We start from the raw sequence: 14,439 nt of genomic DNA, 5'->3' as shown, positions 1-14,439 counted from the left end.
GCCGGTCTGCCTGAGGAGTCTTCCCGCTGGTCGAGCCGCTCACATGGGGGCGGACCCCCCAATTAGTGGCCGGGCGTGGGTGATGAGGTCGGCCCGGCTCTGGCGGCCGGTGCGGGCCTTGAGGCTCGCGACGTGGCGTTCGACCGTTCGCGGGGACAGGAACAGGCGTTCGGCGATCTCGGCGTTGCCGAACCGTTCCACGACCAGCCTCAGGACCTCGTACTCGCGGACCGTGACGCCGGCCTTGCGCAGCGCGGCGGGCACGGTGTCGTGGCCGCGGCGACGGCGTTGCCGTGGTGCGAGTACTCCTCGGCCTCGCTCAGCCACCGCAGCGGCTCGCCCCAGCCGTCCGCGAGCGCTTTCTGCCCGGCGAGCCGCAGGCCGAGGTAGCGGGGCAGGCCGAGGCCGGTGCTCAGGTCCAGCGCCTCGGCCGCCGCTTGGCCGGCCTCCGCGAGCCGGCCCTCGCGGCCCAGCAGGATCGCGTGGCTCCACGCGAAGTACGCGCGGTGCAACCGGACCTGCGAGAGGTGCGACTCGGCCAGCCGTTCGTACTCCGGCCGGCCCGCGAGGCCGTGCGCCACCCGCACCAGCAGCCGCGGGCCCTGGTAGAAGGTGCCGCGGAGGATGCGCGGTTCCGTGACGGCCTTCTCCACCTCGTCGAACTCGGCCAGCGCCCGGTCGTACCGCTCCTCCATCACCGCGCAGACGGCGGAGCTGTACGACCAGATCTCCTCCGAACCGCCGTGCTCGCGCAGCCGCGCCAGCGCTTTGTCGGTCTCCCTGCGGTCGCCGTGCATGGACGCGATGCCGGCCTCGATCGCGACGGCGAGTGCTCCGAGCGCGTGCAGGCCCAGCTTCCGCGCGGCCTCCCCGGCACTGGCCCCGTACCGCGCGGCCTCCTCGTACTCGCCGCGCACGAGGTAGATGCCGCCCAGGTGCAGGTCGGCGGCGATGAGGATCACGATCGCGCCGGTGTCGAGCGCGGCCTGACGCGCGGCCAGCAACGTGTCGACGCCGATCGTGAGGTACTTGTCGGTGATCCCCAGCTCCAGCAACGCCCGCAGCCGCCACGCCGCGAGCCCGTGCTGTTCGGCCGTGTGCAGCCAGCGCTGGATGTGCTGGCGCGCCTCGGCGAGGTCCTGCCCCCTCGTGCAGCGGGTGAGCACCTCCAGTGCCTCGCACACGATCTCCGGGGTGCCCGTGGCGGCGGCGCGTTCGGCCAGCGCACGGGCCTTGGGCAGGAGGTCGAGCTGGTTCAGCCCGAGCAGGAGCGTCGCTTTGACGACGTCGGCGGACGGACTGGACTCCTTCGCCGCCGCCAGCAGGTCGAGGCCGCGCTCCCACCGACCGGCGACGGCGGCGACCCTGGCCTGCGCGAGCCGGACCGCCGCACGTCGTTCCGGCGCGGCGTGCGCCGCGGTGAGGGCCTGCTGAAGCCGTTCGCCCAGTGCGAAGGCCCGTGCGCCGTCGTCCGCCGGGACGACGACCGCGGCCAGCGGCAGGACAGCGGCCAGCGCGTCGAGCAGGTCGGCGGTGAGATCAGGGTCGCTGGTCAGGCCCTGGCCGCGTTCGAGCAGCTCCACGGCCGTGCCGAACCGGCCGAGCGCGGCGGCGTGCCGTCCGGCCTTCGCGAGGCACGCCACGGCCTTCGCGGTCTCGCCACCCGCCTCCCACAGCTCGGCGGCGAGCTCCAGTTCACCGGGCCGCAACGCTTCCGCGGCCCTCGCCGCCCGGCGGGCCAGCGTCGCCCGCGCGGTCGGCGTCATCCGGCCCGTGATCGCGTCGGCGGTCAGGGCGTGCCGGAACTGGTGGCCCTCGACGAGCTGCGCGCGTTCGGCGTCCTGCAACAGCTCTTCAGACCTGCCCGCGACGGCCGTGACGACGTCGAGCGGGAACGTCCGTCCGAAGATCGCGGCGGCTTCGAGCACCGCGACGCACTCCGGCCCGAGCGCGTCGACCCGCTGCAACGTGGCGGCCGCGACCGTGGGAGGCACGGCCGCCAGGTCGCCGTTGATCAGTTCCTCCACGACGAACGGGACGCCGTCGGAGACCTCGACCAGCTTGGCGACCACGTCGTCCGGCACGGGTTCGCCGAGGCAACGGCGGGCGAGTTCGGCCACCTCGTCGTCAGTCAGTCCGGTGAGCCTCAAAGTCGTGGCCACCCGGCGGGCGGTGGCCTCGTCCGCGAGCCGTTGCGCGCCATCGGGATGCGGCCGCAGCGTCGCCACCAGCAGCACGGGCTCGTCCGCGAGGTTGTCGAGCAGGTAGTCCACCACGGCCAGCGTCTCGCCGTCCGCCTCGTGCAGGTCTTCGAGCACCAGCACGGTCTTCTCGGCCGTGACCAGCCGCAGGACCGCCTCGGCCCGGACCACGGCCGGATCCGGCACACCGGCGGGCGCGTCCGGGGTCATCCGCAGCAGCACGGGCAGGTACGCGCCGAGCTGCTCCTCGTCCGGCACCACCTTGCGGAAAGCCGACAGCACCGCTTCGCACAACGCCCTCAACGGCACCGCACGGCTCGCTCGTCCTCTGAGCACGCGGAACCCGCGTTGCGAGGCGTGCCCGGCGATCTCGGCGGCCAGCCGCGACTTGCCGATGCCCGGTTCCCCCACCAGGAACACCGCGCCACCGCGACCGTGCTCGGCCCGGGTGACCGCGGCCCGCAGTGCCGAGGTCTCTTGGCCACGACCGACCAGCACCGGGGACCGCATGGCGCCCGAGAGTACTAGGGCCTGTGTCGAAGTCCGGTCCGCGATAGCCGGGCCGGACTTCGACACAGACCCCAGCCGGTCAGGAATCGAGAAGCACGACCGATCCGCCGGTCCTACCGTTGTCCTCACCACCAACCGGGAGGACGAAGAAAATGGCCGGCAGCAAGGGAATCCGTCAGTTCCACCGCGTCGTGAGCATGGTCTTCATGGCCACCGTCGTGTTCACGGCGGTCGCGCTCACCGTGGACGCCGGGGCGATCTGGGTGTCGTACGTGCCGCTGCTGCCGCTGTTCGTCCTGATGGGAACGGGCGTCTACATGTGGTTCCTGCCGCAGCTCGCCCGACGCCGCGCCCGCAGGGCCTAACCGTCGAGCCGGTCCTCCAGGTGCCTGAGGGTGGCGTCGAGCGCCACCCCGTACACCGCGATCCGGCACGCGAGCCGCCACAGCGTCGCGTCCGTCGGCACCACGGCCAGGCCGATCACGAGCTCCCGCACGAGCCGCCGGGTCTGCGCGACCAGCACCCCGACGCTCTCGGTGATCTTCCCGAACGCCGCCGACACCGAGCTCAGCCCCCGGATCGCGTCGATGTTGTGCCCCATCAACCGCAGGTGCTCCTCGGCGCCGGTCCACTCCGGCGCGTCGAGTTCCAGCAGGTCCTCGAGCTCGTCGGCCATGTCCTGCTGCTCGCCCGCGATGTTGTACCAGGTCATCGCGTGCGCGGCGATGACGTCCGGCAGCCCGGTGAGGTCGTCGAGGACGTCCCGCAACGGCCCGATCTGCTCCATCGCCGCCCGCGCCGAGTCCTCGACCGGCTCCACCAGCGACGGCACGGCGGCCTCGCGCACGAGGTCCGGTCCGGGCGCCCGCACGCCGTAGAGGTCGTACAGCCCGGCCACGATCAGGCGCAGGTTCTCCTCGACGTAGGCGACCAGCTCGTCCTGCCGCGCGTGCTTCTCCAGCACGGGGTGGATCACCCACCGGCACAGCCGCCCGTACACGGTCTCGTCCCCGACGACGACCGCGCTGGCCTTGTGCACGGCCGCGAACCGCACGCGCACGGCCTCGATCCGGCCGGCGTGGCGGACGATCTGGCCGGTCACGCGTCCCCCTCGACTCAACGGAACACTCGTCCGGCAACGTTAGTGGGGGCAAGGGGGTGGCAGGTGGACGATTCACACCGTGGCGTGGTCGGCGCATCGGTCGTCGTGGGGTTCCTGCTGGTGCTGTTCTGCGCGCAGAGCGCGTGGCTGGGTGCGAGGTTCGCCCTCGACCTCGGCACGTCCGGCACCTACGTGATCGGCGAGGGCTTCTACTGCAGCAAACGCGCCGGCGTCGGCTGCCATAGCCCACACGGCACCTTCACGAGCCACGACGGCAAGGTGAGGCGGGAGGACGTCCGGCTGAACACCGACCTTCAGCCACACCTGGGTCAGGGAGACGTCGTTCCCGCGTACGACGTCGACGAACCCAAGACCGTCTACCGCGCCGGGGAGCCCAACTACGAGGGCATCGCGTTCCTCACGCTGTGGGGTGCCGGAGCGGTCGTCTTCGTGATGGGCACCGGCTACCTCTGGCTGACCCGCAAGCGGACTTGACCCTGCACCACGGTGCAGGGTCCATCGTGACCGGCATGACCAGAGATCACGTCGCCCGCTGGGGCAAAGCCGGTGCGCTGTACGACTTCGTGGCGAGCGTCGCGTTCGTGACGCCCTGGACGGGCGCACTCGCGATGGACCTGCTCGGCACACCCCACACCACCCCGACGCGGATGTTCGCCACGCTGTTCGGCACGGTCGTGGTGATGTGGTCGATCGTGCGGTGGCTCCGTCCCGAACGGTTGCTGATCACCGCGGACACCATCGGGCGTGCGTTGTTCAGCTCCTGGTTCGCCTGGGCGCTGTGGCAGGGCGAGACGCCCGCGCTGGCGGTGTTCCTGGCGCTGGAACTGTTCTGGGCCGCGGCGCAGTGGCGCGCGCTGCTGCGGAGGTAGTTTCCGGTGGTGCGCATATCCGAACTGGCCCGGGCCGCCGGGGTGGGCATCAGCACGGTGCGGTTCTACGAGCGCCGCGGCCTCGTCGTGCCGACCGCCCGGTCCCACGGCGGCTACCGCCACTACGACCAGAAAGCGTTGAAGCGGTTGAGGTTCATCCGCCGCGCGGCCCGGCTCGGCTTCACGCTCACCGAGGTCGAGCAGCTCCTCTCCGCCTCCACCACGCCCGACGTGGGGGACGTGATCACCGGCAAGGTCGCGGAGATCGAGCAGCGGATGAACGACCTGGACCGGGTGCGGCTCGCGTTGCTGGACGTCGCCGAGAACGGCGTGCGCGATCAGTGCCCCGTGGTCGCGGCGCTGAGCGACTGAGTTCGGCGAGCAACGAGCCTTCCTGCTCGTAAGCTGTCGAGCGTCGACGGTGAGCGGGAGGTCTAGCGGTGGCGAACGACACGGTGGCGGAGCTTCGGGCCGAACTGGCCGCGCTCGACGACCCGAAAGCCCGTGCGGTCAACGAGAAGCACGGCGACGACCACGGCGTGAACCTCGGCAAGCTCCGCGCGATCGCGAAGCGCCTCAAGACCCAGCAGGACCTGGCGCTGGAGCTGTGGGCGACGGGGGACACCGCGGCGAGGTTGCTGGCGCTGCTGATCTGCCGCCCCAAGGCGTTCTCCCACGACCAGCTGGACGTCATGCTGCGCGAGGCCAAGCGCCCCAAGGTGCACGACTGGCTCGTGAACTACGTCGTGAAGAAGAGCCCGCACGCCGAGGAGCTGCGCGTGCTGTGGTTCGCCGACCCGGACCCGGTGGTCGCGAGCGCGGGCTGGGCCCTCACGATCGACCGCGTCGCGAAGCAGCCGGAGGGCCTGGACCTCGACGGTCTCCTCGACATCGTCGAGAAGGACATGAAGGACGCCCCGGAACGCCTGCAGTGGGCGATGAACCACTGCCTGGCGCAGATCGGGATCGAGCACCCCGCGCTGCGGGCCAGGGCGATCGAGATCGGCGAACGCCTGAAGGTTCTCGAGGACTACCCGACGCCGCCGAACTGCACGTCACCGTTCGCACCGATCTGGATCAACGAGATGGTGCGGCGGAAGGGCTAGAGCCAGCCTCGTTCGCGTGCGGTGTTCGCCGCCTCGGAACGGTTGCGGGCGCCCAGTTTCGCCATCGCCGTCGACAGGTAGTTGCGGACCGTCCCCTCGGCGAGGTTGAGCCGCGCCGCGATGTCGGCGTTGCTCGCGCCCGTCGTGACCTCCTGCAGCAGCTCGCGTTCGCGCGGCGTCAACGGGTCCGCGCTGTCCCACGCGGCCATCGCGAGCTCGGGCGCGACGACGCGTTCGCCGGCGTGGACGCGGCGCAGTGCCGAGACGAGGTCCGCGATCGGCGCGTCCTTCAGCACGTACCCCGAGACCCCGGCGTCCATCGCGCGCCGCAGGTACCCGCTGCGGGCGAACGTCGTGAAGATCAGCACGCGGGTGGTGTCGCCGCGCTCGCTCAGCGCCCGGGCGACGTCCAGGCCCGTCCGGCCGGGCATCTCGATGTCGGTCAGCAGCACGTCGGGCCGGTGTTCCGCCACGGCCGCGAGGGCTTCGTCGCCGTCGCCCGCCGTCGCGACGACGGTGACGTCGGGCTGCAGGTCCAGCAGCTGGGCGAACGCACCGCGCACCATCGCCTGGTCCTCGGCCAGCACGACCGTGATCACGTCGCCACCTCCAGCGGGACGGCGATCGTGACGGTGGTGCCCGCCGAGACCGTCCGCGCGACCAGGCCTCCCAGCGCGGCGATCCGTTCCCTCATACCTGTCAGCCCGTTGCCCTCCGGTGCGTGGCCGCCGACGCCGTCGTCCGCGATCACCAGACGCAGTTCGCCGTCACGGGCCTCCACGCCGATGTGGCACGTCTGGGCGCGCGCGTGCCGGGCCACGTTGGTCACGGCCTCCCGCAGCGCGAGCGCCAGTTCGTGCTCGGTCGAGCCGACGATCACCAGCTCGGGGTCCCTGCGCACGGTCACCTCGACACCGAGGCTCGACAACGCGGCACGCGCCGCCTCCAGTTCGGTCTCGAGCGACGCGCTGCGCCACCCGGTGACGGCGTCGCGGATCTCGCCCAGCGCCGCACGGGCCGCCCGTTCGATCTCCGCCGCCTCCTCCTGCGCCCGCGAGGGGTTCGCGCTGACCAGCTGGGCCCGCAGGATGATCGCGGTCAGCGTGTGGCCGAGCAGGTCGTGCAGGTCGCGGGCGATGCGCTCCCGTTCGGCGAGGGTCGCGAGGTGCTCGACCCGTGCGGTGCGGATGCGCAGCTCGGAGCCCTCGCGTTCCCGTTCGGCCCACTCGACCTCCACGAGGCCGACCACCCACAGGAAGACCAGCGACGGCAGCAGGGCCCACACCCGGTACGGCATCTCGACCACCGACACCACGCCGAACACGCAGATCAACACGGACAGGCCGACGAACCACCGCATCGCGAGCCGCCGCGACTCCGACAGGCCCGCGAACACCGCCGCGTAGACGAAGAGCACGGCGGCACCGGCGTTGAACGGGGTCGCCAGCGCGCCGAGCACGACCGTCGGCACGAGGCACCAGTGGCGGACCAGCTCAGGCCGGCGCCACGACAGCACGTACATCGGGACGAAGGCCACGAAGACGACGGCGACGAGCGCCCAGTCCACCCAGTCCGCGGCCGGGTCGAACACCGGTGCCCACAACAGGTTCCCGAGGTAGATCAGGTGGAACCAGCGGGAGACCCCCACGTTTTTTCTCATGACCGCGCATGACGATACGACACGGCCGCGAGCACCGCAGCCACGATCGCGAAGCCCAGCAACACGAGCACATGCGTGAGCACGGGCCCACCGGCGAGCTGCGCACGAGCCAGTTCGGACAGGTGGTAGTTCGGCAGGAACCGCGCCACGTCCCGGAAGAACGCGGGCATGATGTCGAGCGGCATCCACAGTCCGGACACGACGGACGTCGGGATGAGCAGTGCGTTGAGCAGGGCGGCACCCGCGCCCGCGCCGACCTGGAACCCGATCGCGAGGCTCAGCAACGCGAACGGCAGCGCGCCGACCACCAGCACGACGAGCAGCCGCAGCAACGCGGGCAGCGGCGCGTTCAGCGAACCGGTCAGCGCCGCCGTCACCGTCATCGCGATCAGCACCCCGGCCGCGTAGGGCAGCGCCGCCACCACCTTCGCCGCGAGCGTCACCCCGATCGGCACCGCGGACACCTGCTTGGACTTCAGCCAGCCGCGTTCCCTGTCGGCCGCGACGCCGATGCCGGGGTTCATCAGCACCACCGAGATCACGCCGAACGCACCGAACGTGGCGAGCATCGTGGTGCCCGCGGACACCCCGCCGGCGCTGAACTTCCCGAACAGCGACACGAAGAGCGCGAAGAACGCGACCGGCATGACGATCGAGAAGAACAGGGCGGCCGGTTCGCGGACGATACCCCTCAGCTCGTCCGCAAGCTCCACGCCGAAGACCTTAGTGTTCACGCAGCACCCCTTTCGATCAGACCGGCCACTGCCTCTTCCAGCCCGGCGCCCTCGACCCGCAGGCCGGTCAGGCCGGGGTCCTCCGCGAGCAGCACCCGCAGCAACGCCTCCGGTGCCCGCGTGCCGAGGTGGACGTGCTCGCCCTCGTTGCGCAGCGACACGACACCCGGCAGCGATTGGAGGCGCTCCAAGCCCAGACCCGTCCGGGCGATCACCGTGCGGTCGGGCAGCCGCGCGACCAGCTCGTCCGGCGTGCCCTCGGCGAGCACCCGGCCGTGGGCGAGCACGACGACGCGGTCGGCGACGGCCGAGGACTCCTCGATGAGGTGCGTGGTGAGCAGCACGCCCGTCCCGCGCTCACGCCGTTCGGCGAGGATCTGCCAGAACCGCTTGCGGGCGGGTACGTCGAGGCCCGCGGTCGGTTCGTCGAGCACCAGCAGCGCAGGGTCGCCGACCAGGGCCATCGCGAGCTGCAGCCGTTGCTTCTGGCCGCCGGAGAGCTTCGACGCGCGCCGCCCGGCCAGTTCGGTCAGGTCGAGCTCGGCCATCACCGGCCCGGCCGCCGCACGGGGCTTCCCCGCGCGCACCGCGGCCCCCGTGACCAGCTCGGACACCTTCAGCGTGTTCGGGAACCCGAGCGACTGCTGCACCACGCCGAGCTGCCGGCGGGTCGACGCGACGCGCGGATCGCCACCGCGGACGCGCACCGAGCCGGCCTTGGCGGGCAGCAGCCCGATCACCTGGTTCACCAGCGTCGTCTTGCCCGCGCCGTTGGGCCCGAGCAGCGCCACGCACTCCCCCGCGCCGACGGCGAGATCAACGCCGTCCAGCGCCTGCGTGGCACCGTAGTTGTACCGCGCTCCTCGCACTTCGAGCACCGTTTCCATGGCGTTGAGCCTGGTCGGCGCGGGCTCGCGTCAGTAGTGAAGCGGCGTCACCACATCCGGATGACAAAAGTCATTCGGGCCGGACGGCCTGCGCCCTCGGGTACTTGCGGCCGGGCATCGGCGCCGGTGACCCGGTGAACGACACGGGCGTGCCCGCCAGCAGCAGCGTCAGCCCGGCCGGCAACTCGTCGCGCGAGACGAACCACGACCCGCCGCGCGTGTCCGTGATGAAGCCGTGCGCCTGCCCGGTCTTCCACGTCGCCACGGTGCCCCTGCGGCGGCCGCGCGGCGCTCCGACCGGCGACGCCACCGCCTGCGACGACCGCACGAACGCGCGCCGCAGCGGGTAGTCGGCCTGGTCACCGGGGGCGAACAGCTCGTCGAAACCGGGCGTGAACGGCGTCGCGGCCCGCAGCGGGGCGGCCGTGCGCGGGGTCCAGGCAGGAGGCGCCTGCACCGTCCTGATGTCCACCACCGGCACGATCACGTGCACACCGCGTTCGGTCAGCCTGGACGCGAGCGGGGCGAAGTCCGAGTCGCCGGTCAGCAGGACGACCCAGTCGAGCGGCACCGTCGTCGCCCGGTCCCACGCCTCCAGCGCGAGCAGGACGTCGACGCCCTTCTCCTTGCCGTTGTGCAGCGGCAGGTCGTGCCGCGTGATGCCGGCCGCGGCCAGCACACGGTCGAACGACTCAGCGGGGGTGTCGATGCGACCGCGAACGTAGTGCGCCTCCGCGACCACGCACTCGTCCAGCGGACGACCCGTCTCCGTGTGGACGTACCAGCGGACCGCGTCGTGCAGGCCGTCGAGGGAGACGCGCGCTCCCCTCGGGTGCGCTGTCGCGTAGAAGTCGCTCAGGTAGGCGAACCACGTGCCGTCGTAGAACACTCCGATCCGGACGGTCTCACCCACCAGCAGAGATTACTACTTCCCCTCGAACGTGGAGTGACCCGGCGCCGCCGGTAACTCCAGCAACTGCCCCGCGACGTCCAGGAACTCGCCCCCGCACTGCCACATCGTCAGGTCGGGATCGACGACGAACGGGTCCGTCGGGTCCGCGTCCGCCTCGGCCACGCGGTAGGCCAGGGCCTCCGACTCCGAGTACGCGAGCACCGTCTCGTTGGTGCCCCGCCACACCCGCCTGAACATCACAGCGTTGACGCACGTGAAGCGATCACGCACCACGGTCCGTTGGAACCCGCTGCGCAGCAACAACTTCATGCATTCCTCGACGCTGCTCACAACACCCGATTGTGGCTGTGCGCGGTGGCCGACCTCACCCGTCATCACTCGATAGGGTCAAAACCTTCGGGCACGTGCACAACGCGGGAGTCCCTCTTTCGTGCAGGCAACCAGCCGAGAAGGACTCGATCGGGCTATCGCCTGCGGCCGACGGATGCGCAAGCCTCTGGCGGTGGTCGACATCCCCGCCCCGAACCCCGCCGCTCCGCTCTACGACCGTGCCGCGACGCAGATCCCGCGCATCGCCGAGAAGGTGCTGGAGGCGTTCTTCGCCAGATCGGCGACGTACCGGCAGTTGCCGCACCAGCTCGTCGACCGCGAGATCACCGAGGCGGTGACCCGTCACCTGCAGGTTTTCCTGCGCGCGCTGCGGGAACAACGCCCGCCCGCGCCCGAGGAGATGGACATGCAGATCGCCACGGCGGTCCGGCGCGCCCAGCAGGGCGTCCCGCTCGACATCGTGCTCAGCACCTACCACGTCGCCGCGACCGTCGGCTGGGAGGCGATGGCCGCCGTCGCCGAGCCGGACGAGATCCCCGACCTGCTCGCGACCGTGCCGGCGCTGCTGCGGTACCTCAGCGTCGCCGTGCCCGCGGTCGCCGGGTCGTACCTCGCCGAGCAGCAGGCCCTGCACGCCGAACGCCGCGAAGCAGGCCGTGCGCTGGTCGCGGCCCTGCTGACCGGCAGGGAGGCCGAGCCGCTCGCCGAACGGATCGGGCTGGAACTGTCCGGTCACCACGTCGTGGTCGCCGTGCGCGTCGAGGCACCGTCAGTGGCAGACGGCTCTGACGCACGACTGGCCGTTCATGGGCTCGTGCGACGGCTACGAGCCGAACTGCCGAAGCACGCCCTCTCCGCGCTGGACCACGACGGCGGAACGGTGCTGCTGCCGACGTCAGCCGAGGAGATCGACAACGACGTGGAGGCCGCCGCCGAACTCGTCCGCAACCTCCTCACCGCCGCCGGCACCGGCCTGACCGGCGGAATCGCGGCGGCAGAAAGCCGGGAGGACATCCCCGCGGCCGCCCGGCAGGCCGCCGACATCGCCGAGCTCGCCCAACGCCTGGGCCGCCCGCCCGGCGCGTACGTCCTCGACGACGTGCTGCTCGAGTACCAGCTCTGCCGCCCCGGCCCCGGCCGCAAGCGCCTGGCCCGCGTGATGGACCGCCTGGCCGAACACCCAGACCTGCTGCACACGCTGCGGACGTTCATCAACAGCGACCACAACCGCCACCGCACGGCCGACGAACTGCACCTGCACCGCAACACGCTCAACTACCGGCTGCGCCGCGTCGCCGAGCTCACCGGCTACAACCCGGCGGACCCGACCGACATCCGGCTGCTCTCGGCGTCGTTGATCGTGCACGACCTCAGGTCGTAGAAAGGCGCGGGAGGCGCGTCAGGTGCTGGAGCGCGGGTTCTGGTGGTGGCTCAGAACGTTGCCGGTGTATTCGTGGTCAGACGGGTCTGAGCGCGGATATGCCGACAATGTCCTGAGCCACACCACTGATTACTTCTCGCAGGCCACGCCGTCACCGTCGCGGTCGAGGTGCGAGCCGTAACCGGGCTGTCCCCGGTAGAGCGGCGCCGCACCGGCGGCCTTCGCGGCCGTGCAGTTCTTGTAGTACGCGGCAGGCGGCGGAGCGGGAGCAGGCTGCGGCTTCGGTTGCGGCTGCGGCACAACGGGTTGAGGTGCGGGCTTCGGCGCCACCGGTGGTGCCACGACGGGTGCAGGCTTCACGTCGAGCCCTCCGCACGACGGTCCCCAGAACCCCAGCGAGGCCTGCTTGGCGGCGCTTTCCGCGGCCTGGATCGCCGACTCCGCACCGGCGACCGCGCGCGCGACCCCCTGGCTGACCGCGAGTTCCGCGTAGTCCTTGCCGTCAGCCAGCTTCAAGCTCGACGCGACGGCCTGAACGGGTTTGCCAACCAGGGTCTTCGTCGCGAAGTCGACGGCCGACGCGGCCCAGCACTCACCGGGTTGCGCCAGCGCGGACAGCACGACCTTGGCACCGTTGGACAACAGCACCGTTCGTCCGTCCACAACGGACTCCACTGTCACCGGCGGCGGCGTGGTCGTCGTCGTGGTGCTGGTCGTCGTGGTGGCCGTGGTCGTGGAGACGTCGGCAGCGAGCTTCGTGGGCGCGGGAGTGCCACAGGCGGACACCGCCACCAGGAAACCGGCCACGATCGCGGCTTCCCTGGCCAGCTTCTGGAAAACGGTCATGGCCGCCACATCGCGGCATTCACCACACTCCGTTACACAAGTCCATTCGACTGCGCATAAAGCGCGGTGGGCAACCGCAGTCGTCGAATCGCCACTCGTCCACCCGACTCCGCCCCGCTTGCTGCACGATGCGGAACGTGCGGACACATGTCTCGTTGCTGACAGCGGTCGCCGTTGCGGCATCCCTCATCACCCTGACCTCGGCCACTCCACGACCCGCCGAAGCGAGCCCGAACTCGGAGAACATGGTCACCGATCCGGTGCCGCTGCTGGAGCTGTCGACGCCCGGCGACCAGGGCATGTTCTGGACGCTCTCCCAGGCCGAGATGCAGGCGGCGGTCAGCCAGCACGGCATGCGCCTGCGTGCCGACGCGCGGGTGGGCTACCTCCGCCGGCAGGCGTTCGCCGGTTCTCAGCCGATCTTCCGGCTGCGCAAACAGGGCGCGTACCTGCTCACCGCGTCCGAACGGGAACGGGACGAGCTCACCTCGGGCCCCACCCCGCAGTTCCGCTACGAGGGTGTCATCGGGCACGCCTTCTCGGCGCCGCAGCCCGGCACGGAGATCCTCTACCGCGTGCGCAAGGAGGGCTTGGCCAACTCCTGGCGACCGGCGCTGGCTTCACAACTGGAGGCGATGCGCGCCCTCGGCTACAGCAAGGTCGACGGCCCGTTGGGGCACGTCTACCCGAGGTGGATCCGCGCCGGAGCGATCTACTTCGGCACGTTCGACGCCAACGGCAACCGTTCGATGATGGACCGCATCGAGCAGTACTACGGCCCGGACGCCAAGGACGACTGGTGGGGCGGCGTCCGCCACGCCCACGACCGCGACCCCAAGGCGGTCAAGCACTGGCCGGACGAGGACTTCTCCCACCTCAAGCCGTCGATCGGCTACTACGACGACTCCAAGCCGGAGACCCTGGAACGGCAGATAACGCAGGCGGCAGGCGCAGGCCTCGACCACTTCGCCTTCTACTGGTACTGGAACCCCGGCGCCGCCACCGAGCAGTACGCCGCCGGACTCCGCGCGTTCCTGGCCGCACGCAACCGCGCCGACCTGAAGTTCACCGTCCTCCCCTGCATCCACCCCTGGCGCGGCGGCGCGGGCGGCACCCTGCGCATGCCGGCCGAGCAGATCGACAGGGCCGCCGAGATCCTCGTCGACGACTACCTGAGCCAGCCGAACATCCTGCGCGCCAACGACGGCCGCCCGGTCCTCCAGCTCTGCGACGTCCGCGGCATCGGCAAACCCAACGACGACAGCGAGAACAACACGATCGACAACGCGGCGGTCCGCCGGTTCTCCGACGCCGTCAAAACCCGTGCCAGGACACGACTCGGCGAAGAAGTCATGATCATGATGACCACCGACAACGGCGCCCCCAAGCCGGAACAGGGCCTGGACGGCAGCTACTGCCCGGGCCGCTGGGACCACGTCACCGGCTCGTACGAGAACTACGTGACCAAAGAACGCCGCTGGTTCGCCACGATCCCGAACTCCCTGATCCGCTGCGCCACCTCGGACTTCGACGAACGCCCCCGGATCGGCATCAGCAAGCCCGACCCCGTCCTCCCGACCGACACCCCCGAGCAGGCGAGGACCAAGCTGCACGCCAGCTTCCGCTGGTACGAGGACCAGTCGCCGGCCGCGTTCAGCAGGCTCCTCGCCGACATCAGGGCGGACGTGGACGCCTCCACCCGTCCATCCACAGTGGACAACATCGTGCTGCTGTACGCGTGGAACGAATGGCACGAAGGCGGCGCCATCGAACCGAACGAGCGCGACGGCTGCACGTACCTCGACATCGTCCGGACCGAACTGCACCTCAGGAAAGGCGCCAGCTGCACCCCTTGACCTTCCAGCGGCTGCAAGGTCCA

General features: G+C 70.9%; 17 protein-coding genes. 7 read left to right on the top strand and 10 right to left on the bottom strand.

Annotation, left to right across the window (positions count from 1 at the left end; translation table 11 throughout):
- Positions 1 to 39 precede the first annotated feature (39 nt).
- Both IEY88_RS32695 and IEY88_RS32690 read right to left on the bottom strand, forming a co-directional pair.
- Positions 40 to 264: a response regulator transcription factor gene (locus tag IEY88_RS32695; RefSeq protein WP_189158769.1), complete on the bottom strand. Its 225-nt coding sequence runs from the start codon at positions 262 to 264 to the stop codon at positions 40 to 42.
- Complete coding sequence (locus IEY88_RS32690) at positions 210 to 2,711, bottom strand: ATP-binding protein (protein ID WP_189158768.1); 2,502 nt, start codon at positions 2,709 to 2,711, stop codon at positions 210 to 212. Before IEY88_RS32690 ends, IEY88_RS32695 begins: the two co-directional genes overlap by 55 nt.
- Before the next feature lie 152 nt (positions 2,712 to 2,863).
- Here IEY88_RS32690 and IEY88_RS32685 point away from each other — a divergent pair, with 152 nt between their 5' ends.
- A complete protein-coding gene (locus tag IEY88_RS32685) occupies positions 2,864 to 3,076 on the top strand; it encodes a hypothetical protein (RefSeq protein ID WP_189158767.1) in 213 nt (70 codons plus the stop codon).
- On the opposite strand, the gene IEY88_RS32680 is transcribed toward IEY88_RS32685, so the two are convergent.
- Positions 3,073 to 3,813, bottom strand: coding sequence for a hypothetical protein (locus tag IEY88_RS32680; RefSeq protein ID WP_189158766.1), 741 nt, complete (start codon positions 3,811 to 3,813; stop codon positions 3,073 to 3,075). The genes IEY88_RS32685 and IEY88_RS32680 overlap by 4 nt on opposite strands.
- Before the next feature lie 63 nt (positions 3,814 to 3,876).
- Here IEY88_RS32680 and IEY88_RS32675 point away from each other — a divergent pair, with 63 nt between their 5' ends.
- From IEY88_RS32675 to IEY88_RS32660, 4 genes are all read left to right on the top strand, one after another.
- Entirely contained in the window at positions 3,877 to 4,308 is a 432-nt protein-coding gene (locus IEY88_RS32675; RefSeq protein WP_189158765.1) for a hypothetical protein, read from the top strand.
- A 35-nt stretch (positions 4,309 to 4,343) separates the two neighbouring features.
- A complete protein-coding gene (locus tag IEY88_RS32670; protein ID WP_189158764.1) occupies positions 4,344 to 4,703 on the top strand; it encodes a hypothetical protein in 360 nt (119 codons plus the stop codon).
- 6 nt (positions 4,704 to 4,709) lie between these two features.
- A complete protein-coding gene (locus IEY88_RS32665) occupies positions 4,710 to 5,075 on the top strand; it encodes a MerR family transcriptional regulator (RefSeq protein WP_189158763.1) in 366 nt (121 codons plus the stop codon).
- A gap of 68 nt (positions 5,076 to 5,143) precedes the next feature.
- Complete coding sequence (locus IEY88_RS32660) at positions 5,144 to 5,809, top strand: DNA alkylation repair protein (protein ID WP_189158762.1); 666 nt, start codon at positions 5,144 to 5,146, stop codon at positions 5,807 to 5,809.
- Here IEY88_RS32660 and IEY88_RS32655 read toward each other — a convergent pair.
- The 6 genes from IEY88_RS32655 to IEY88_RS32630 all read right to left on the bottom strand — a co-directional run bounded on the left by IEY88_RS32655 (position 5,806) and on the right by IEY88_RS32630 (position 10,333).
- Positions 5,806 to 6,408: a response regulator transcription factor gene (locus IEY88_RS32655; RefSeq protein WP_189158761.1), complete on the bottom strand. Its 603-nt coding sequence runs from the start codon at positions 6,406 to 6,408 to the stop codon at positions 5,806 to 5,808. The genes IEY88_RS32660 and IEY88_RS32655 overlap by 4 nt on opposite strands.
- The gene (locus tag IEY88_RS32650; RefSeq protein WP_189158760.1) at positions 6,405 to 7,469 is read right to left on the bottom strand and encodes a sensor histidine kinase; all 1,065 of its coding nucleotides are present in this window, start codon (positions 7,467 to 7,469) and stop codon (positions 6,405 to 6,407) included. Before IEY88_RS32650 ends, IEY88_RS32655 begins: the two co-directional genes overlap by 4 nt.
- On the bottom strand, positions 7,466 to 8,203 hold the full coding sequence (locus IEY88_RS32645) for an ABC transporter permease (RefSeq protein ID WP_189158759.1): 738 nt from the start codon (positions 8,201 to 8,203) through the stop codon (positions 7,466 to 7,468). The genes IEY88_RS32650 and IEY88_RS32645 overlap by 4 nt, the downstream gene beginning before the upstream one ends.
- Positions 8,200 to 9,090 (bottom strand): ABC transporter ATP-binding protein, encoded by an 891-nt coding sequence (locus IEY88_RS32640; protein ID WP_189158758.1) that lies wholly within the window; start codon positions 9,088 to 9,090, stop codon positions 8,200 to 8,202. The genes IEY88_RS32645 and IEY88_RS32640 overlap by 4 nt, the downstream gene beginning before the upstream one ends.
- A 70-nt stretch (positions 9,091 to 9,160) precedes the next feature.
- Entirely contained in the window at positions 9,161 to 10,003 is an 843-nt protein-coding gene (locus tag IEY88_RS32635; RefSeq protein ID WP_189158757.1) for an NYN domain-containing protein, read from the bottom strand.
- Between the two features lie 12 nt (positions 10,004 to 10,015).
- Entirely contained in the window at positions 10,016 to 10,333 is a 318-nt protein-coding gene (locus tag IEY88_RS32630; RefSeq protein ID WP_189158756.1) for a hypothetical protein, read from the bottom strand.
- A gap of 154 nt (positions 10,334 to 10,487) precedes the next feature.
- Between IEY88_RS32630 and IEY88_RS32625 the strand changes: the two genes are divergently transcribed.
- Positions 10,488 to 11,714 carry a PucR family transcriptional regulator gene (locus IEY88_RS32625; RefSeq protein WP_189158755.1) on the top strand — a complete coding sequence of 409 codons (1,227 nt, stop codon included), beginning with the start codon at positions 10,488 to 10,490 and terminating at the stop codon, positions 11,712 to 11,714.
- Between the two features lie 129 nt (positions 11,715 to 11,843).
- Here the strand turns inward: IEY88_RS32625 and IEY88_RS32620 are convergent, their stop codons facing one another.
- Entirely contained in the window at positions 11,844 to 12,560 is a 717-nt protein-coding gene (locus tag IEY88_RS32620) for an excalibur calcium-binding domain-containing protein (RefSeq protein ID WP_189158754.1), read from the bottom strand.
- Between the two features lie 137 nt (positions 12,561 to 12,697).
- Here IEY88_RS32620 and IEY88_RS32615 point away from each other — a divergent pair, with 137 nt between their 5' ends.
- Entirely contained in the window at positions 12,698 to 14,416 is a 1,719-nt protein-coding gene (locus IEY88_RS32615) for a glycoside hydrolase family 99-like domain-containing protein (RefSeq protein WP_189158753.1), read from the top strand.
- Positions 14,417 to 14,439: the final 23 nt, after the last annotated feature.

It is taken from the genome of Lentzea pudingi (assembly GCF_014646255.1).
In the GTDB taxonomy this organism is placed as follows: domain Bacteria; phylum Actinomycetota; class Actinomycetes; order Mycobacteriales; family Pseudonocardiaceae; genus Lentzea; species Lentzea pudingi.
The sequence above is the reverse complement of the archived record's forward strand: the minus strand, read 5'-3'. Positions and strand labels throughout refer to the sequence as shown.

Excerpts from the sequence above, each read along its gene's own strand:
- IEY88_RS32625 (WP_189158755.1), top strand. The coding sequence starts at position 10,488 with ATGCGCAAGCCTCTGGCGGTGGTCGACATCCCCGCCCCGAACCCCGCC.
- IEY88_RS32670 (WP_189158764.1), top strand. The coding sequence starts at position 4,344 with ATGACCAGAGATCACGTCGCCCGCTGGGGCAAAGCCGGTGCGCTGTAC.
- IEY88_RS32690 (WP_189158768.1), bottom strand. The coding sequence starts at position 2,711 with ATGCGGTCCCCGGTGCTGGTCGGTCGTGGCCAAGAGACCTCGGCACTG.
- IEY88_RS32620 (WP_189158754.1), bottom strand. The coding sequence starts at position 12,560 with ATGACCGTTTTCCAGAAGCTGGCCAGGGAAGCCGCGATCGTGGCCGGT.
- IEY88_RS32685 (WP_189158767.1), top strand. The coding sequence starts at position 2,864 with ATGGCCGGCAGCAAGGGAATCCGTCAGTTCCACCGCGTCGTGAGCATG.
- IEY88_RS32640 (WP_189158758.1), bottom strand. The coding sequence starts at position 9,090 with ATGGAAACGGTGCTCGAAGTGCGAGGAGCGCGGTACAACTACGGTGCC.
- IEY88_RS32650 (WP_189158760.1), bottom strand. The coding sequence starts at position 7,469 with ATGAGAAAAAACGTGGGGGTCTCCCGCTGGTTCCACCTGATCTACCTC.